Source organism: Gordoniibacillus kamchatkensis (genome assembly GCF_000829455.1).
GTDB classification, from domain to species: Bacteria; Bacillota; Bacilli; order Paenibacillales; family NBRC-103111; genus Gordoniibacillus; species Gordoniibacillus kamchatkensis.
In genome coordinates this window covers 65,217-85,005 of record NZ_JXAK01000018.1, presented here as the reverse complement: position 1 = coordinate 85,005, position 19,789 = coordinate 65,217, and the positions used below count along the sequence as shown (strand labels likewise).

Genomic DNA, 19,789 nt, shown 5'->3' with positions numbered 1-19,789 from the left:
TCACGCAGCTTCAGCAGCCGGATTTTCCTCTTATTTTCACATATGGGTTGGACCGGACCAACTTGACGGTGCGTTCGGCCAACTCTGATATGTTCACCAGACCAAAACCGTCTACGCCGGATTTGATTAAATCGTTCAGCGGAGCGATCCACTTTTCCGGCAGCGCCTTCGCTCCATGCATCATGCCGAGAATGGAGCCGACCGTTGCCCCGTTGCAATCCGTATCAAACGCACACGTGACAGCGATCGAGATCGATTTTTCGAAATCGCGATCGCCGAAAAGCAGCCCCAGAGCAACGATCATTGCATTCGAGATCGTATGGCACCAATGATGCGGCTTATTTTCATCGTACTGTTCATGAATGCGGTTGGACGCCTCTTCCCAGCTTATCCCCTCTTTCTTCCATTCGATCACTCGTTGCACGTCTCTCGCCAATCTGGATTTTTCCGGGATTTCGGCTAGCCCAGCCAGAATGACTTGTTCGACGTCATCTTGAACCGCTGCGGCAGCTAACATGGCGGCAACCCACATTTCTCCGTAGATCCCGTTCTTGATATGGGAGATGGACGCATCCCTCCACGCCATCTCCGCAGCCTTTTCCGTATTGCCGGGGTTGGCATAACCGAACAAATCAGCCCGAATTTGCGCTCCGATCCATTCGCGGTATACGTTCCGATGCGATGCGGAAAGAGGAGGTTCAATCAAATTGACCAGATTTTTGTACGCAACTCGTTCGGCCGTACATACATGGAGGAGAGGGAGATTCATAAGCCACGATTCGGCCACATCGTTCGGGCTGAAATCGAAACCGTACTTCTCCAGAATGGCCAGGCCGATAATCGTATAATTCATATCGTCGTCCTCAATCATATGTTTCACGTTATTGATCCAATTGATGTAGGAGCTGCCGTATACTTGCCCGCGGTTTTTGATCTGGTATTTGTCCAGAATGTGCTGCGGGACATCGGACGACATATAAGCGTGAAGCGGATAATTGTTTGTATCCTTCAGAAACCGTGTCAGCCGTTCCCTCTTCCATCCTTCTACGGGCTGCCCCAGCAAGCAGCCGGCCGATCTGCCCAACCAAGCGCCGTAAATTTTGTCGAACAATCGCTCTTCGGCAAAAGAGCTGGGGGGAAACCGGTTCGCCGGCCGGGCCGCCCGAATACCGTCCCAATCGGACGGCTCCACATAACCGTATCCTTCTTTTATCGGTAAAGTCTGCGTCCTGTCCAATAGAAGCGCGGCGCGCTCCTCTCTCGCCGGATCGTTGCGATCCAGCGCTTGAATTTCCTTGATTTCCGCTTCAAGCCCCGCAGCATCCTTTCCCTCATCATCAACTTGATCTAATTCCACATGCAGATCGTTGGCATATTGCAGCCACGGGTGCTTGCTGATTGCCATCTCACTCAGCTCCTCCTTTTTTTGCTTGTGTTAAAAACGCCTCTATTTCGGATCTGTCCGGCTTGCATCTTGGCGCGCCCTTACGGGTAATGCGGATTGCCGCGGCGCAGCCTAAGCACCGATGAATGTATCGCCGGCAGCCGTTGTAGTCACCGGGAGTCCGCGAAAGGACCGGACGCGATTGAGCGCGTTCTCATTTTACTTGCACGGAACGCAGAAGGAAACGACGTCAGAATGGTTTGGAATTGCATAATCTTGCGGAGACATTCCCATTACCTTTCGGAACGTTTCGCTGCCCCGCCTCTCTCGGTAACGCTTTCATTATACACTTGGGACATGGACAATATAACGGATTATGGGGCATGGATGACAAGAAAAAACGGCACCAAAGCCCTGGTCGGGTCTTCGGTGCCGTTTTGATTATCGCTTACTTGCTCTTGTTCAAATACTCCTGCACCCACGCGTCGGTGCGCCGCAGCTCCTCCTCGGCGCGCTCGATCGCGCCGCTCACTTGCGCCGTCGCCGTGCCGCCGTACACGGCGCGCGCGTCGACGACCTGCTCCGGCTGCAGTACACGGTAGATCGCGTCGTCGAACAGATGCGAGAACTGCTTGAACTCGTCCATTGTCAAGTCGAGCAAATATTTTTTGTTCTGGATGCAGTACAGCACGATTTTGCCGATAATTTCGTGAGCTTGACGGAAAGGCAGCCCTTTGGAAGCGAGATAGTCGGCGATGTCTGTGGCGTTGGAGAAGTCCTGATTGACCGCCTCGCGCATCCGGCCTTTGTTCACTTTCATCGTGGCGATCATCGGCGCGAACAGCTGCAGCGCTCCCTGCAGCGTGCGGACCGTGTCGAACATGCCTTCCTTGTCTTCCTGCATGTCTTTGTTGTACGCCAGCGGCAGCGCCTTGAGCACCGTGAGCAGGCCGAACAGGTTGCCGTAGACGCGGCCCGTTTTGCCGCGCACGAGCTCGGCGACGTCGGGGTTTTTCTTCTGCGGCATGATCGAGCTGCCCGTAGTGAAGCCGTCGTCCAGCTCAATGAAGGCGAACTCCGTGCTCGACCACAGGACGAGCTCTTCGCACAGCCGCGACAAATGCATCATCGTAATGGCTGCGCCGCTCAAAAACTCGAGAATGAAATCACGGTCGCTCACCGCATCGAGCGAGTTGTCGTAAATGCGCCCAAAACCGAGCTGCTCGGCGACAAAATGGCGGTCGATCGGGAACGTTGTCCCGGCCAGCGCCCCAGCTCCGAGCGGCAGCATGTCGACGCGCTTGTAGCTGTCCTGGAGCCGCTCGATGTCGCGCTGGAACATGGCCACGTACGCCATCATATGGTGCGCGAACAACACCGGCTGCGCCCGCTGCAGATGCGTATACCCCGGGAAAATCGTATCGAGATTCGCTTTCGCCTGCCCGATGAGCGCCTCCTGCAGCTTATGCAGCAGCTCTACGAGATCAACGACACGCTTGCGCAAATACAGGTGCATGTCCGTCGCAACCTGGTCGTTGCGGCTGCGTCCCGTATGCAGCTTGCCGCCGACCGGGCCGACCAAATCGATCAGCTTTTTCTCCACGTTCATGTGGATGTCTTCATTGGCGATCGTATACTCCAGCTCGCCCCGGCGAATCATGCTTTGCACCTGCATAAGGCCGTCCTTGATTTTCTCCACGTCTTCCGCAGGCAAAATGCCGCACTTGCCCAGCATCGTCACGTGCGCCAGGCTGCCTTGAATGTCCTCTTCGGCCAGCTCTTTATCGAATGTAATAGATGCCGTGTATTCTTCGACAAGCTTATCCGTCTGTTTCGTAAAACGTCCACCCCAAAGCTTCGACACTACCTTTGCTCCTCTCGTATCGCATCGTGCTCTCCGGCTCGCCGGCCGCGCCGCGGCGCGGTGCAACGACGCTTGGCCGCTCCCCCGCGGCCCTGTCTGTCGGGAAAGATGGCCGGCGCTGTAGATTCGGCAAACGGGTTCCCGGCAACATGGAATTCTTTTTTGCCCTTGCTCAAGAGCCTTACAGTAAAATTCCTCGTTCAAAAAACGCGCCAATTGCCGGCTTACCCTACGAATCCTCATCCCGCGTGAAGTCATAACGGAACAGCGTTCCGCTATTTGCGAAAATGAGGATGATTGCGGCAAAATAACGGAACGCTATTCCGCTATCGGACGCGATTGCCGGGCCATCTGCGCTGCTAGCACGCATTTTTGGGCGAATAGCGGAACACCGTTCCGTTAATTCTGGGAAATAACGGGAAATGCCGCCGATAGCGGAACTATGTTCCGTTATTTCCTGCAACCTATGCCTGAGGTGAGTAACTAACCGGAACCGACGCCTCACTAAATCGATAAAGCGGAGGGAACACAATCTCAGAAGGTCTCTATTGCCGCTCTCCAACCCAAAATTCTGATCGCCGCCTTCTCGACAAACTGAGAAGGCCGCGTCCCCCGCGGCCCCTCCTACGCCCAAAGCGGCACTTAATCCTTAAGCCTCTATCTTTGGCTTTGGCTTTGGCTTTGGCTTTGGCTTTGGCTTTGGCTTTGGCTTTGGCATTGGCTTTGGCTTTGGCATTGGCTTTGGCATTGGCTTTTGACCTTAGCATTGGCATTGGCATTGGCATTGGCATGGCATTGGCATTAGCATTGGCTTTGGCATTGGCCTTTGACCTTAGCCATAGCCTTAGCTTTAGCCTTTGCCCGGGCCCTGGCTTTAACACCAGCAGCATCGGTCCCAAGCTCAACGTTCGTCCGGAACCCCGAATTAGCCTCAATCCGCAAACCCGGGCCTCAGCCTAGCCCCGACCACCCCAGCTGTAGCCTCAAGAACCCAAGCTTCAAGCTGAAACTGCACTCTCGCCTTCCCATAAGGCGGTCACTTGCTCCCGCAAGAGCCGCTGGCGCCAGCGCCTTAGCCCGGCGCCTTACTTCTTGGCGCTTTGCTCTACGCCGGACGCCACCTTAAGCCGCAGCGCGTTCAGTCGGATGAAGCCGGTCGCGTCGCCCTGGTTGTACGCCTGCGAAGGATCGGCTTCCATCGTGGCGATATCCGGGTTGTACAGCGATACCGGGCTCTTCACGCCGGCGCCGATGATGTTGCCCTTGTACAGCTTGAGCCGCACCGTGCCGGTCACGTTTTTCTGGCTTTCCGTCACGAGCGCCTGCAGCGCGAGCCGTTCCGGCGCGAACCAGAAGCCGTTGTACACGAGCTGCGCATATTTGGCAATCAGCGAGTCGCGCAGATGCATGACGTCGCGGTCCATCGTGAGCGACTCCATTTTGCGGTGGGCCGTGAACAGAATCGATCCGCCCGGCGTCTCGTATACGCCGCGGCTCTTCATCCCGACAAAACGGTTCTCGACCATGTCCACGCGCCCGATCCCGTGCTTGCCGCCGAGCTCGTTGAGCTTCTCCATCACGGCCAGCGGGTCCATCCGCTCTCCGTTCACGGCCACGCAATTGCCTTGTTCAAAATCGAGCTCAATGTATTCCGGCGTATCCGGCGCCAGCTCCGGATCGACGCTCAGCACGAACATGTCGCGGTTCTCCGGCGCGCTCGGATCGAACCACGGATCCTCCAGAATGCCGCTCTCAAACGAAATGTGCAGCAAGTTGCGGTCGGTCGAGTACGGCTTCTTTGCCGTCGCTTGCACCTTGATGCCGTGCTTTTCGGCATAGGCGATCATCTCCGCGCGGCCCGGGAACGACTCGCGGAACTCCTCGTTCCGCCACGGCGCGATCACTTCCAGCTCCGGCGCCAGCGCCGCAGCCGTCAGCTCGAAGCGCACCTGGTCGTTGCCTTTGCCGGTTGCGCCGTGCGCAATCGCCGTTGCGCCTTCCGCGCGGGCGATCTCGACCATCCGCTTGGCGATAAGCGGGCGCGCGATCGACGTGCCGAGCAGGTACTGCCCTTCATACAGAGCCCCCGCCTGGAACATCGGGAAAATGAAGTCGCGCGCGAACTCCTCGCGCAGATCGTCGATGTACACTTTGGACGCGCCGGTTTTGAGCGCCTTTTCCTCGAGCCCGTCGAGCTCATCCTTCTGGCCGATGTCGGCCGTAAACGTAATGATCTCCGCGTCGTACGTTTCCTTCAGCCACGCCAAAATGACGGACGTATCGAGGCCGCCGGAATAGGCGAGCACGATTTTTTGCTTAGCCATGATCTGCTTCTCTCCCTAATCGAGTATTGTCGCTGTTCTCCCGCACGCCGGTCCAATAAGCGCCAGACGCAGGCAGAACTTGCGAGACCGAGACCGGTTGGATCGGTTCCCCCGGCGGCAGCCAACACCGGCAGGACCGGGGCCATCGCCGGTGACGCCCCGTTTTACATAATGGCGGCCATGATCGCCTTCTGCGCGTGCAGCCGGTTTTCCGCCTGATCGAAAATGATCGAATTCGGGCCGTCGATGACGCCCTCGCTCACTTCCTCGCCGCGATGCGCCGGGAGGCAGTGCATAAACAGGTAGTCCGGCTTCGCGTACTTCGCCAGCTCCTCGTTCACTTGATAATTCGCGAACGCCTTCTCGCGCTCCTTCTGCTCCTCCTCGAAGCCCATGCTCGCCCACACGTCGGTGTATATAACGTCGGCGCCTTCCGCCGCCTCGCGCGGGTCGCGCACCAGCCGCACATTGGAGCCGCTTTTGCGGGCGTTTTCCTTGGCGATGGCAACCATTTCCGGATCCGCGTCATACCCTTCCGGCGACGCCGCCGCAAAATCGATGCCGAGCTTGGACGCGCCGACAAGCAGCGAATGCAGCATGTTGTTGCCGTCGCCGATGTAAGCGACCTTGAGGCCTTGCAGACGGCCCTTCTTCTCCAAAATGGTCTGATAATCGGCCAGCGCCTGGCACGGGTGCGACAAATCGCTCAGCCCGTTGATGACCGGCACCGTCGCCGCGCGCGCCAGCTCCACGACCCGCTTGTGGCCGAACGTGCGGATCATGATGCCGTCAAGGTAACGCGACAGCACCTGTGCCGTATCCGAGATCGGCTCGCCCCGTCCAAGCTGCAGATCGTTCTTGCTCAGGAACAGCGGCTGCCCCCCGAGTTGGTAAATGCCGACCTCGAACGAAACGCGCGTGCGGGTGGACGACTTCTCGAAAATCATCCCCAGCGTCTTCCCCTTCAGCGGCTGATACGTCTCTCCTGCCTTCAGCTTGCTCTTGAGATCGATGCCGAGCGCGATTAAATACTCGATTTCTTCTTTCGTATAGTCAACCAGCCCGAGGAAATCTTTCCCCTTAAGCCTGGCCGCGATTTCCTCCTGCAACGTTGCCGTCACCGAAACCCCTCCTTTATCGTGAAAATGCTTCATCAGCCGCCTCCGGCCGCCGATTACGCATATCGTTTAAACACCGTCCGCGGCGTCTCCCCACCGGGTTCAGCCGCTTTACGCCGGCTGTCCTCGCGGGCGCCGGTGTAAGGCGGTTTTAGCCGACCCGCACCGGCTGTTGCGCCCGGCAGCGGTTTTGTCCTCTGCAAGCGGCCGCTCGCACGGCGGCTCGGCTGGCCGCTTCGTACGACCCAGCGTCGAATTGTCCGGTTCGTGCGGCCCTTACGCCGCTGCCACGCCACGGTAACCTTGCTTTTACACGAACGCCTTCGATCCGGCAGCCGCACCGGCCTGCGCCGCAGCGCGCTCCAGCGCCTCGCATACGATGGTGAGCCCCTGCAGCAGCAGCTCCTCAGGAATGACCAGGCTCGGCACGAGGCGCAGCACGTTCGTGCCTGCCGTAATGACGAGCGCGCCGCTGCGGTGGCAGTCGCTTACAATGTCGCCAACGGCTACGGTGCATTCGATGCCGATCAGCAGCCCTTTGCCGCGCACATCGTTCACGATCGGGTTGCCCGCGAGTCGTCCGCGGAGAAACACAGCCGCCTTTTCGCCGAGCTCAGCGGCCTGCTGCGGCACATTTTCCTCCAGCATCGTCTCGACGGTTGCAATGCCAGCCGCCGTGGCCAGCAGGTTGCCGCCGAACGTCGAACCGTGGCTGCCGGCTGCGAACGCGTCTTTCAGCTTCGCTTTACCGAGCACGGCGCCGATCGGGAAGCCGCTTCCGAGCCCTTTGGCCAGCGTGAAAATATCCGGCTCGATATCGTAATGCTCGTAAGCGAACATTTTGCCCGTACGGCCCATGCCCGTCTGAATTTCGTCGAGAATCAGCAGCGCGTCGTGCTCCTCGCACAGCTTCGCGATTTCGGCGACGAACGCCGGTTCCGCCGTATGGATGCCGCCTTCTCCCTGAACTAGCTCCAGGAACACCGCCGCCGTCTTGCCGCTTACCGCTCCGCGCAGAGCTTCGATGTCGTTATAGGGCAGAATCGTGAACCCTTCCGGCAGCGGATGAAAGCCCTCCTTTACCTTATCTTGCCCGGTTGCCGTCAGCGTTGCCAGCGTCCGGCCGTGAAACGACTGCTTGAACGTGACGATCTCGTACTTGTCTTTCATGCCTTTTACTTTCTGGTAGTAACGACGCGCCAGCTTGATCGCCGCTTCGTTCGCTTCCGCCCCGCTGTTGCAAAAAAACACATGGTCCGCGCACGAATTCGCCGTCAGCAGCTCCGCAAGACGGTATTGATTCGGGATGTGAAACAGATTGCTCACATGCCACAGCTCATCCAGCTGCGCCTGCAGCTTCGCCTTTACCTTCGCAGGCACGTGGCCGAGGTTCGTCACCGCCACCCCGCACATCAGGTCGATGTACTCCTTGCCCTGATCGTCCCACAGCTTGCTGCCTTCCCCTTTCACCAACGTAATCGGGAACTTGCTGTAGTTCGGGAACAACAATCCTTGCAGGTTTTCACTCATGCCGTTCACTCCTCCCAATAGTTCGTTCGGATGATTCGTACGTCGGTTCACCCGGAAATGCTCGGTTCGTACGCAATTTCGCCTGCTTGTGATCGCCGCGCATAAACGCCGACCCGACCTCGCACATTCACCCTCAGCTAAAAGCCCGTTTGGCCTTTAAACTTCTTCCGACAGCTCGAAGTCTACGCATAGGCTCTTCGTACTCAACAGCCGCTGCCGCCGGCATCCCGCTCACTCGCGCACGATCCGCGTTCCGATCGCTTCGCCTTCGAGCACACGGCTCAAAATGCGCGGCTCCGTCCCGCTCACGATAACAACCTCGCGCACGCGCCCCTGAATGCAGTCGATCGCCGCCCGCACCTTCGGGATCATGCCGCCATAGATCTCGCCGATTGCGATCATCGCCTCGATCTCGGCCACGGTCACGCTCGGCAGCACCTTCTTCTCGCCATCTATCGTTTTCATAATTCCCGGCACATCGGTCACTACGACGAGCCGCTCCGTACCGAGCTGCGACGCCACCGCACCCGCCGCCGTATCGGCGTTGATGTTGTAGCGCTGCATGCCGTCACGGCCGATGCCGACGGGGGCGATGACCGGAATGTAGCCGAGCTCGGCGACGCCTTCCACAAGCGCGGCATTGACCTCGACGACCCGCCCGACGAGCCCGACCTCATGCGCATTGTCGACCGGCTCGGAGACGAGCAGGTTGCCGTCGAGACCCGACAAACCGAGCGCTTGGGCTCCGGCGTGGCCGATGCGGCGCACGATCAGCTTGTTGATCTGGCCGGCCAGCACCATTTCCACAACGTCGAGCACCGCTTCATTCGTCTTGCGCAGCCCGTTCACGAACTCCGTCTCGATGCCGAGCTTCGTCAGCGTCTCGGAAATCGCCGGGCCGCCCCCGTGCACGATGACCGGAAGCTTCCCGCGCCGCTTCAGCGCCGCCATATCCTCGAAAAATGCGTCCGGTAAAGCCGCCAGCGTGCTGCCGCCGCATTTCATCACAAATTTGTCCGCTACCGCTGTTCCGTTCATTTCGTGTGCTGCGCCCCCTTACGTCCGGTACGCGGCGTTGATGCGTACGTAATCGTAAGTTAGATCGCAGCCCCAAGCCGTGGCCCGGCCTTCGCCCATATGTAAATCGACGAAGATGTGAATCGTATCGCCCTTCAAATAGGCAAGCGCCGCATCTTCATCGAATTTCACGGGCTGCGACTGGCGCAGCGTGACGATGTCGCCGAGCCGGATGTCGACGGTATCGACGTTGACCGGCTGACCGGCCCGGCCGACTGCGGCGATGATGCGGCCCCAGTTCGCGTCTGCACCGTAAACGGCCGTCTTGACGAGGCTCGAGCCGACGATCGTTTTTGCGATCGCACGTGCGGCCTCGCTCGTGGCGGCGCCGGTAACGCTCACTTCGATCAGCTTCGTCGCGCCTTCCCCGTCGCGGGCGATCGCCTTGGCCAAATGTTCGCCAACGTGCTCAAACGCCGCGCGGAACGCTTCCCACTGCGGGTGCGCCGGCGTCAGCGGGGCGTTGCCCGCCAGACCGCTGGCCATGACGACGACCATGTCGTTCGTGCTCGTGTCGCCGTCTACCGTAATCATATTGAAGGTAGAATCCGTCACCGCACTCAGCAGGCTCTGCAGCTCGGCGCTGCCGATGGCTGCGTCTGTCGTGATGAAGCCGAGCATCGTCGCCATATTCGGGTGGATCATCCCCGAGCCTTTGGCCGCTCCGGCAATGCGCACCTGCTTGCCGTCGATTTCGAGGCTGACGCACAGCGACTTCTGCACGAGATCCGTCGTCAGGATCGCCTGGCAGAAATCGTCGCCCCCGTCCGCCTTCAGCCGCGAAGGCAGCGCCGCGATCCCGGCGCGTACTTTGCCCATCGGCAGCGGCTCGCCGATGACGCCAGTCGACGCCACAGCCACGTGGCGCTCCTGCACGCCGAACGCGGACGCCGCCAGCGCGCGCATCTCGCGAGCGTCGGCTTCGCCTTGCTCTCCTGTGCACGCGTTGGCGTTGCCGCTGTTGACGATGACCGCCTGCAGCTTTGCGCCGGCGGCGAGACTATCCCGCGTCACCTGGAGCGGCGCCGCCTGGAACGCGTTGAGCGTGTATACTGCCGCCGCCGAAGCCGGCACGTCGCAGACGATGGCGCCGAGGTCGTTGCGGTCCGTTTTCTTCAGTCCGGAGTGCAGTCCTCCCGCGCGGAAGCCGGCCGGTGTCGTAACGTTGCCGTCCGGAATAATCGTGAATTGCTCCTTCATCCAGTCCTCACCTTTCTCCCATTCAACTCGGCTGCCTTATGCGGTTACGGATACGCCGGTACGAACTGCAGCCCGGTCGTTTCATCCCAGCCCATCATCAGGTTCAAATTTTGAATCGCCTGCCCGGCGGCCCCCTTCACGAGGTTGTCGATGACACTGACGATCGTCACGCGTCCCGTGCGGGCGTCCACGGCTAAGCCGATATCGCAATAGTTCGAGCCCCATACTTCCTTCGTCGCCGGCAGCTTCCCCTGCGGCCGGATGCGCACGAAGCGGCGCCCCTTATAGTAGTCGCGGTACAGCGCGATGAAATCCGCCTCCGAACGCGCCCCCGCTCCGCCCATCACGCTGGCGTAAATCGTGCTCATAATGCCGCGCGTCATCGGAACGAGGTGCGTCGTGAACGTCGTGACGATTTTGCTTCCGGCTACGTCGCTGAGTGTCTGCTCGATTTCCGGAATATGCTGGTGACGGTTCACCTTGTACGCGGACAAGTTCTCGTTCACTTCCGAATAGTGCACGCCGAGGCTGACGCCGCGACCCGCTCCCGATACGCCGGATTTCGCATCGACGATAATCGTCGCCGGATCGATCCAACCCGCAGCAACCGCCGGTATGAGGCCGAGCAGCGTTGCCGTCGGGTAACAGCCCGGATTGGAAATAAAATCCGCGCCGTGCACGCGGTCGCCGTACACCTCGCAAAGCCCGTATACTGCTTTCGCCAAATAAGCCTCGTCCGCCGGAGCGTGCTTATACCACGCTTCGTACTCGGCCGCTGAACGCAGGCGGAAGTCGCCGGACAGGTCGATCACCTTAAGCCCCGCTTCCAGCAGCTGCGGTACAAGCTTCGCCGCCACGCCGTGCGGCGTCGCCAAAAACACGACATCCGCCTTCTCTTTCATGAGCGCCACATCGACGGCATCGAGCGCGTCCGTGCGAATTTCCGACAAGTGCGGATACCCATCAGCAATAGGAGCTCCGGCCGACGACGACGAAATGACCGACGTAATATCTACATAAGGATGCGCCTGCAGCAGGCGAATCAGCTCTACCCCGCCGTACCCCGTCGAGCCTACGATCGCCGCGCGAATCGTCCCTGAAGTCTCTGTAATAGTTGCCAACGTGCCTCTCCCCTATCCGTTCCCATGAATAAACTATGAATTATTATACAGTCGACGGAATAAAAATTCAATGAAAAATTACAGGCCGCGAGGCCCGTCCACATCGAAGCAATCCATTGCCACAGCCGTTACCCGTGCCGCCGGAAGCCTTCGCCCAGCACCTCTGCCGTATCGCTAATGATCACGAACGCATCCGGGTCAGCCGCGCGCACGAGCGCTTTCAGCTTCAGCACCTCGTTCTGCGCGACGACCACCATCAGCACTGTCCGCTCATCCTGCGTATAGCCACCCCAGCCGCTCAGCTGCGTCAGCCCGCGGTCCAGCTCGTACAAAATCGCCCGCCGAATCGCCTCCGTCTCGCCGGAAATAATGAAAGCCACTTTGGAATAGCGGAAGCCGACCTGCACGATGTCTATCGTTTTACTCATGACGAACAGCCCGATCAGCGCAAAAAGCGCCTTCTCCGGAGTGAAAGTGATGCCCGCTCCCACGATGACGAGCCCGTCGAATATCGCCACGCAAATGCCGAGGCTGATGCCCGTCAGCTTATGTACGATTTGCGCTGCAAGCCCTAGACCGCCCGTCGAACCCCGCCCGCGGAAAACGATCCCGAGACCGAGTCCCGTCCCGATCCCGCCATACAAGCTGGCCAGCAGCGTGTTCGTCGTCAGCGGCGGCAGCCGGCTCGTCAGCAGCACAAACAGCGGAAACACGAGCGACCCGACCGCCGCCCTCACCCCGAACTTGCCTCCGAATACCCATAACGAGAGCAGAAAAATCGGAATGTTCAGAGCCCATTGGGTCAGCGCCGGCTGGATGCCGAACCAATGCTGGACGAGGATCGACAAACCGGCGACACCGCCGGAGGCAATCTGGTTCGGCTGCAAAAACATATTAAAGCTAGCAGCCATCACCAGCGATCCAAATCCTAGCAACATATATTCGACCGCGGGCAGCCACGGGCTGCCGGGAGGAAATAACGGTTTTCTTCTTGCCATACTTGCTCTCAGCTCCCTGTTCTCCATAGTAAGAAGAAACGGCCAAGGCCGTCCGTTCCAGGCGGCCCCCCGTTTCTCGCACGGAATCAGCCAAGTATAGGCGCAGCTTATACTTTCTGATGGAGCAAGAAAATCCTACATCGCTTATGATGTAGGATTTTCCTTGTCCTTAATCTGCATACGCAAGAAAGCGTCAATGAACGGATCCAGCTCGCCGTCCATGACGGCGCCCACGTTCCCGGTCTCGTGGTCGGTGCGATGGTCCTTAACCATGCTGTACGGATGGAACACGTACGAGCGAATCTGGTTGCCCCACGCAATGTCCGTCTGTTCGCCGCGCAACTCGGCCAGCTCTTTCATCTGCTCTTCGATTTTCCGCTCATACAGCTTCGACTTGAGCATCTTCATGGCGCGATCGCGGTTCTGAATCTGCGACCGTTCCGTCTGACAGGCGACGACGATCCCGGTCGGAATGTGCGTCAGCCGCACGGCCGACTCCGTCTTGTTGACGTGCTGGCCGCCCGCGCCGCTCGACCGGTATGTGTCGACCTTCAGATCCTCTGGACGCACCTCGATTTCGATGTCGTCATCGATCTCCGGCATCACGTCGCACGATACGAACGACGTATGCCCGGCGCCCGGAGGCGTCGAACGGCGAAATGCGGACGAGGCGATGGACGCCTTTTTCGGCCTTCAAATAACCGTACGCGTTGTAGCCTTTAATGAGCAGCGTAACGCTTTTGACCCCGGCCTCGTCACCCTCCAGGTAGTCCAGCACTTCGACGCCGAAACCGCGCTTCTCCGCCCAGCGGCGGTACATGCGCAGCAGCATCTCGGCCCAGTCCTGCGACTCGGTGCCGCCCGCGCCCGGGTGCAGCTCGAGGATGGCGTTCAGCCGGTCGTACGGCTGGTTGAGCAATAGCTGCAGCTCGAAGTCTTCGAGCCGCTTCACGAGTCCGGCGACGCTTGCAGCCGCTTCGGCCGCCATTCCCTCGTCGCCTTCCTCTTCGGCGAGCTCCGCCATCACTTCCAGGTCTTCATAATCCGAGTTGAGCTTCTGGAACTGCTCCACTACCGACTTCACCACGTTCGCTTCGGCGATCAGCTTCTGCGCGGCTTCGTTGTCGTTCCAGAAGTCGGGCTGCGACATTTTTTCCTCGTAATCGGCGATCTGCTCCAGCTTCAGATCTAAGTCAAAGAGACCCCCTAAGCTCGGCCAATCGTCTCGCCGTTTCTCGTAAATCCTGTTTCACTTGCGGATCTAACATCGTCGTCCACTCCTCATGATTGTCATAACTCGGACGCCCGTCGCCGGGCGCCCGCTTGGCTCGCGCTTGTGCGCGTTACAGATCTTTGCCGTGGCATTGCTTGAACTTCTTGCCGCTGCCGCAAGGGCACGGATCGTTGCGCCCGATGCGCTCGCCCGCCTCGCGTACGATCGGCTTCTTGCCTCCGGACTCCGCCTTCGGATCGACCGCTTGGCCGATCGCTACCACTTCGCGCTCAAGATTCGATTGGACGTGCGCCTTCATGATGTAGGTCGCAACTTCCTCCTGAATATGCTCGACCATTTCGTGGAACATCTCGAAGCCTTCGAACTGGTACTCCCGCAGCGGATCGGTGCCGCCGTAAGCGCGAAGGTGGATGCCCTGGCGCAGCTGATCCATCGCATCGATATGGTCCATCCACTTCGAATCGACGGCGCGCAGCACGATAACTTTTTCGAATTCGCGCATAAATTCGGAGCCGATCTCCGCTTCGCGCTCATCGTATTGGGAACGGACGATGCCTTGGATATATTCGATGATTTCCTCACGTTCCTTGCCCCACAGCTCGTCTTTCGTCAACACCGGACGATGCAGAAACGTGTTGTTGCCATAGTCCGCAATCGCCTGCAAATCCCACTCCTCCGGCACTTGGTCTTCCGGGCAATGGGCGTTCACGATGCGCTCGACAACCGGCATAATCATACCGAGAGTGACTTCCTTAATATCAGGAGAATCCAAAACCTCGCGGCGCTGCTTGTAAATAATTTCGCGCTGCTGGTTCATGACGTCGTCATATTGGAGAACAACCTTCCGTACGTCGAAGTTGTTGCCTTCGACCCGCTTTTGCGCCGATTCGATGGCACGGGTGATCAGCTTCGATTCGATCGGCTGGTCCTCTTCCATGCCGAGGCGGTCCATCATGGCCATAATGTTGTCGGCGCCGAAACGCTTCATCAGTTCATCCTCCAGCGAGAGGTAGAACTGCGACGAGCCCGGATCGCCCTGCCGGCCTGCACGGCCGCGCAGCTGGTTGTCGATACGGCGGCTTTCGTGCCGTTCCGTACCTATAATATGCAAGCCGCCAAGCTCCGGTACGCCTTCGCCAAGCATAATGTCGGTACCGCGCCCCGCCATGTTGGTTGCGATCGTCACCGCCCCGGGTTGCCCAGCCTGCGAGACGATTTCCGCCTCCTGCGCATGATACTTGGCATTCAGGACCGTGTGCTTGACGCCCTTCTTCTTCAGCATCTCGGACAAGCGCTCGGAATTCTCGATCGACACCGTGCCGACGAGCACCGGCTGCTTGTTCTTGTTGCGGACGACGATCTCTTCGACGACGGCGCGGAACTTGCCGTTCTCGGTTTTGTATACGACATCGGGCATATCGACGCGGATCATCGGCTTGTTCGTCGGCACGACGATAACTTCGAGCCCGTAAATTTTCTTGAACTCTTCTTCCTCCGTCTTCGCCGTACCGGTCATGCCGGCCAGCTTGCGATACATCCGGAAGTAGTTCTGGAACGTAATCGTGGCCAGCGTCATGCTCTCGTTCTGCACTTCAAGCTGCTCTTTCGCTTCGATAGCCTGATGCAGCCCTTCGCTGTAACGGCGGCCCGTCATGAGACGGCCTGTGAACTCGTCCACGATGACGACTTCGCCGTCCTGCACGACATAGTCCACATCGCGCTTCATGATGACGTGCGCCTTGAGCGCTTGTTGGATGTGGTGGTTGATCTGCACGTTCTGGTGATCGAACAGATTTTCGAGATTGAACGCCTTCTCCGCTTTCGCCACCCCGGCTTCCGTGAGCGTCACGGAGCGTACCTTGATGTCGACGGTATAATCTTCTTCCTCTTTCAACTTGCTTACAAAACGATCCGCCGCATAATACATCTCCGTCGACTTCTGCGCCTGGCCGGAAATGATGAGCGGCGTTCTCGCCTCGTCAACCAGGATCGAGTCCACCTCGTCGATGACGGCGAACGCCAGCGGCCGCTGCACCATGTTCTCGATGTACAGCACCATGTTGTCGCGCAAATAGTCGAAGCCGAATTCATTATTTGTACCGTACGTGATGTCGCAGTTATAGGCTTCCTTTTTTTGCTCGGGCGTCAAATCATGCAGATTGACTCCGACGGTCATGCCCAGAAACGAATAAATTCTCCCCATCTCCGCGCTATCGCGCTGTGCAAGGTAATCGTTGACGGTTACGACATGCACGCCTTCGCCGGCCAGCGCGTTCAGGTATACCGGGAGCGTACCGACAAGCGTCTTGCCCTCGCCGGTGCGCATTTCGGCAATGCGGCCTTCGTGCAGCACCATGCCGCCGATGAGCTGAACGTCGTAGTGGCGCTTGCCCAGTACCCGTTTCGAAGCCTCCCGCACAACGGCAAACGCTTCCGGCAGCAAATCGTCGAGCGTCTCCCCTTCCGCCAGACGCCGGCGGAACTCTGCGGTCTTGGCAGCCAGCTCTCCGTCCGACAGCGGCTCCATTACCGCTTCTAAGCCGTTAATCTGCTCTACCGCTTTCCAATATCGTTTCAGTTCACGTTCGTTCGCATCGCCGAATATTTTCTTAACTAGTCCTAGCATCGATCCGGTGAACCCCTTTCGGCCTTCGTCATTATCCTTAAATTGTACCAGTTTGGAGAAAGCGCCGCAACCAAAGGCCTTTGCACGATTTTTCAATTATGGGAAGCGGCTCCCCAAAACATGCGAAAACAAACAAGCAGGCCTCCTCGGCCTGCTTGCGTTCGTATTCGTTATCGTCTTCAGGTTACATAGCCGGCTCGATCAAGCCGTACTTCCCGTCGTTTCGTTTATAAACCACATTGATTTGCTCGGTATCCAAATTGGCGAACACGAAAAAGTTGTGCCCTATCATGTTCATCTGCAAAATCGCTTCTTCGACATCCATAGGTTTAAGCGTAAATTGCTTCGTACGGACGACCTCCAGATCTTCTTCCTCGTCCTGAAACCTGGATGGATCCACGCGGAACAAATCGCGCATCCCGGCTTCCTGCCGCAAGCGGCGGTTGACCTTCGTTTTGTTTTTGCGAATTTGCCGCTCCAGCTTGTCCACAACCAAGTCAATGGATGCATACATGTCGTTGTTTCTTTCTTCGGCACGGAGCAACATGCCCGGCAGCGGAATCGTCACCTCGACGGTTTGCATGCCTTTGACCACGCTGAGTGTCACATAGCCTTCTGAAGTGGGGGGAGTTTCAAAATAACGTTCCAGTCGACTTAGCTTCTTCTCCACATAGCTGCGAAGTGCCTCCGTCACTTCCATGTGTTGACCGCGAATGCTAATCTTCATCCTGTTACTCCTCCTTTCAGCTTACACCTCCAGTATACCATAATTGGGAAGGCGTTTTTACAAAATCTTTATAAACCGCGATACTTACGGCCCCGCGAAGACACATGGATGAATGGCTTGCTCCGTCCTTTGGGATGAAGCGCTTTTACCGAAGCAGGAATCAGCTCAAGATGGGCGCAGTAAAAGCACAAGATTTAACTCTTAGCACTTTAGACCGTCGCTCCTCTACGCTGTTTCAAGGCTATAGTAGCCTAAGTCCTCAGTAATGGTTCTTTTAAATTGGCTCGATCATTTAAGCGGTTTATTCTTGAAGACAACTGTTGAGATCAACGGATTCCAATCTCGTGAGCGGACTTTTTTTCAAGATATCGCATTTTCGTTGGCTCGAAGTATCAAATCCAAGTTCCCCATACACTTGTTTTCGCGTTTATAGTTAAAATAGTATGTCCTACAGCCCCCGCGACTCCATTCTTTCCCCATCTTGCTGCTTTGTGATGATACCACTGCCAAAGTAGGAATTCCTTCTTGCGGTCGGCCGATCGTACTTATTCAACTAGGGCGTTTCGTAGTTTTTTGTTTTCCTTGCATGTTTCGACCGAACTCTTCTTTCCCCTGCTTTCATCGTGGCCCGGGATCATTCCTGCACACGAACATAGATGTCTAGGCATTTGAAACTGTGTCATTCAGTACCGATTACCGCCAAGGATTTGTTCGGCAGTTCGTTTACCCACTTATAGGTCCTCCACAAAAAGTGCCATACATTATCACTCCGTGATCAGCTCGTTCAGGCGGTCAATGTGCGAAAGCTATTTTCCAGCATTAGCAGCTTGTGAGGCTGAGAGTAGCCTAACTTCGTCGCAAGCTTCACCTCTAGAATGGACTGCACCGTGTCGGCAAACGGCTCCTTTAATACCGTTTTTATCTATTTTCTTTGAATTGCTTTTTTTGATCTTTCCTGAATCGTATTACTCCCGTTATCCTCACAATCCAACCTATCTTTTAATCTTCAATTAACTCTCCATCAATCCTAGCCGTTGCTTTAACTTGGTAACCATATTTTTTTCACCGATTGCCTTATTATATTCCAATTGATAATAAATAACGTCTTCATTTGCTGGCAGCAATATGCCTATGCAATTGAGCATTTGTACCCACTTTAAATCGCCCGTATCTAAAGCATTAAGAAAGTTCTCCAACAATTGCTCTACAGGCTGATTCAAATAATATTGTTTCTCTTTGAGTTTTTGAACGTATTCTCTTGTAAAGTCATTTTCTGTTTCTGGGTGTTTAAGATCGTCAATAAATTGGTTTATCAGCGATAGCTTTTCAGTTATTTCGAGATATGGCTTTGAAAAAATGTTATCTGCCTTGCTATAAAGGGACGCTAGCCATTTTCTATTTTTTATTATACCTAAATGCTCACTTTGTGAACTTATGTCATCAAGCAAATCACATGCAACAAAAAAATGTTCCGACTCACTCCAAATAATTTTATAATTTTGATCGTCAATTGGTCTATTCAATAAATCTGCAACCACTCGTGGTGTAAGGGTATCATAATATTTCTGTTTTGGTTTATTTAAAATAATAGTCTGCATTAATTGCCATGAGCTTAATCCATAATTCTCTTCAAAATGAACCGGTGATACGTCCGGATTATAATTTTCATCTGCAATAAAGTATTTAGAAACGTCTATTACATAAGGGTTGTATTTATCAATAATGTACTCCTCTAATTCGTGTAACTGTTTGTTATATTTGGGTGTTCCATATTTTAGGAGGTTAGATGGAGTTGGCTTAACTATCCCATCTTTGCTTATGTACTTATTACAACAGTTCAGTCTAACTAAAACTATTCTATCACCAAACTTCTCTATCATTAGTTGCCAATATAAATCAACATATCCATACCACAACCAATTTGGTAATTCAAAAAAATTAACCTCTTTAAATTTTTCAGGTTCGTTTTTATAAGCCGCCGTATTAAAAAACGAATAATCGTATGTAGAGAAAGTAGTATTTTTGTATGCTGCAACCGGCTGGCAAAAGTCAAAGAAATCCACTACAAGAAATTCCGCAATGGAAGCTTTAAGTAATGGCACAGCTTTCTTTTCAATAGCATATCGTAAACAACGATGAGAATATTCACTATCAAAGAAAAGCAATTCTTCTCTACTTGTAGAAATGTCCGCTGGAGGCATCATACTAGAAACAATGTTATTCCTACTAAAATATTGATTGACAGTTATATTAGTATTTTTATTAAAATTGAAAATATTACGACTCAAACACGAACCATGGATGTCAACTAAAGTCATAAATCCTCCATTTGTTGCTATACTTTTTTTGGAACTCAACTATGCCTCATCATACTTTATTAATGAGTTTCTCACAACCGAGAAGCTGGAAGTAGTAGCTTTGGATGTTGTTCGTGGTAAAAATGAAATAGCGATCCTGTGTGGTACTTGATCGCTGCAAGTCTATGCGACAGGGACGGATGATGAGCGGATGTTGGGTTCTCATGCTCACCACAAGAAATTCATTTTTTAAGCCATAATATTGACCAAGTTCTCAATAACAAAACAG

Annotated in this window: 14 protein-coding genes and 1 pseudogene; 1 reads left to right on the top strand and 14 read right to left on the bottom strand. The window is 55.8% G+C overall.

Translation table 11 applies throughout. From position 1 onward, the window contains the following. Positions 1–10: 10 nt before the first annotated feature. Both SD70_RS12210 and argH read right to left on the bottom strand, forming a co-directional pair. Positions 11–1,405 (bottom strand): ADP-ribosylglycohydrolase family protein, encoded by a 1,395-nt coding sequence (locus tag SD70_RS12210; RefSeq protein ID WP_052487341.1) that lies wholly within the window; start codon positions 1,403–1,405, stop codon positions 11–13. 427 nt (positions 1,406–1,832) lie between these two features. Beyond that, complete coding sequence (gene argH, locus SD70_RS12205) at positions 1,833–3,248, bottom strand: argininosuccinate lyase (RefSeq protein WP_041047837.1); 1,416 nt, start codon at positions 3,246–3,248, stop codon at positions 1,833–1,835. 663 nt (positions 3,249–3,911) lie between these two features. Here argH and SD70_RS35995 point away from each other — a divergent pair. Next, entirely contained in the window at positions 3,912–4,208 is a 297-nt protein-coding gene (locus SD70_RS35995; protein WP_156157998.1) for a hypothetical protein, read from the top strand. Between the two features lie 125 nt (positions 4,209–4,333). Here the strand turns inward: SD70_RS35995 and SD70_RS12195 are convergent, their stop codons facing one another. The 12 genes and pseudogenes from SD70_RS12195 to SD70_RS12145 all read right to left on the bottom strand — a co-directional run bounded on the left by SD70_RS12195 (position 4,334) and on the right by SD70_RS12145 (position 19,560). Beyond that, complete coding sequence (locus tag SD70_RS12195) at positions 4,334–5,572, bottom strand: argininosuccinate synthase (protein WP_041047835.1); 1,239 nt, start codon at positions 5,570–5,572, stop codon at positions 4,334–4,336. Between the two features lie 164 nt (positions 5,573–5,736). Next, positions 5,737–6,693 (bottom strand): ornithine carbamoyltransferase, encoded by a 957-nt coding sequence (gene argF, locus SD70_RS12190; protein ID WP_041047862.1) that lies wholly within the window; start codon positions 6,691–6,693, stop codon positions 5,737–5,739. A 306-nt stretch (positions 6,694–6,999) separates the two neighbouring features. Beyond that, on the bottom strand, positions 7,000–8,220 hold the full coding sequence (locus tag SD70_RS12185; protein ID WP_041047834.1) for an aspartate aminotransferase family protein: 1,221 nt from the start codon (positions 8,218–8,220) through the stop codon (positions 7,000–7,002). A gap of 231 nt (positions 8,221–8,451) precedes the next feature. After that, positions 8,452–9,258 (bottom strand): acetylglutamate kinase, encoded by an 807-nt coding sequence (gene argB, locus SD70_RS12180; RefSeq protein WP_041047833.1) that lies wholly within the window; start codon positions 9,256–9,258, stop codon positions 8,452–8,454. Positions 9,259–9,276: 18 nt separating this feature from the next. Continuing rightward, entirely contained in the window at positions 9,277–10,497 is a 1,221-nt protein-coding gene (argJ, locus tag SD70_RS12175; RefSeq protein ID WP_041047832.1) for a bifunctional glutamate N-acetyltransferase/amino-acid acetyltransferase ArgJ, read from the bottom strand. Positions 10,498–10,541: 44 nt separating this feature from the next. Next, positions 10,542–11,618, bottom strand: a complete 1,077-nt coding sequence (gene argC / locus SD70_RS12170; protein WP_231571174.1) for an N-acetyl-gamma-glutamyl-phosphate reductase — start codon at positions 11,616–11,618, stop codon at positions 10,542–10,544. A 128-nt stretch (positions 11,619–11,746) separates the two neighbouring features. Next, positions 11,747–12,616: a YitT family protein gene (locus SD70_RS12165; protein WP_041047831.1), complete on the bottom strand. Its 870-nt coding sequence runs from the start codon at positions 12,614–12,616 to the stop codon at positions 11,747–11,749. 144 nt (positions 12,617–12,760) lie between these two features. After that, positions 12,761–13,884 (bottom strand): annotated as a pseudogene (gene prfB / locus SD70_RS12160) (peptide chain release factor 2). 75 nt (positions 13,885–13,959) lie between these two features. After that, positions 13,960–16,476, bottom strand: a complete 2,517-nt coding sequence (gene secA, locus SD70_RS12155; RefSeq protein WP_041047830.1) for a preprotein translocase subunit SecA — start codon at positions 16,474–16,476, stop codon at positions 13,960–13,962. A 184-nt stretch (positions 16,477–16,660) separates the two neighbouring features. After that, positions 16,661–17,203, bottom strand: coding sequence for a ribosome hibernation-promoting factor, HPF/YfiA family (gene hpf, locus SD70_RS12150; protein WP_041047829.1), 543 nt, complete (start codon positions 17,201–17,203; stop codon positions 16,661–16,663). A 545-nt stretch (positions 17,204–17,748) separates the two neighbouring features. Further along, entirely contained in the window at positions 17,749–17,886 is a 138-nt protein-coding gene (locus SD70_RS40315; RefSeq protein WP_156157997.1) for a transposase, read from the bottom strand. Between the two features lie 327 nt (positions 17,887–18,213). Beyond that, a complete protein-coding gene (locus SD70_RS12145) occupies positions 18,214–19,560 on the bottom strand; it encodes a DUF6270 domain-containing protein (RefSeq protein ID WP_156157996.1) in 1,347 nt (448 codons plus the stop codon). Positions 19,561–19,789: the final 229 nt, after the last annotated feature.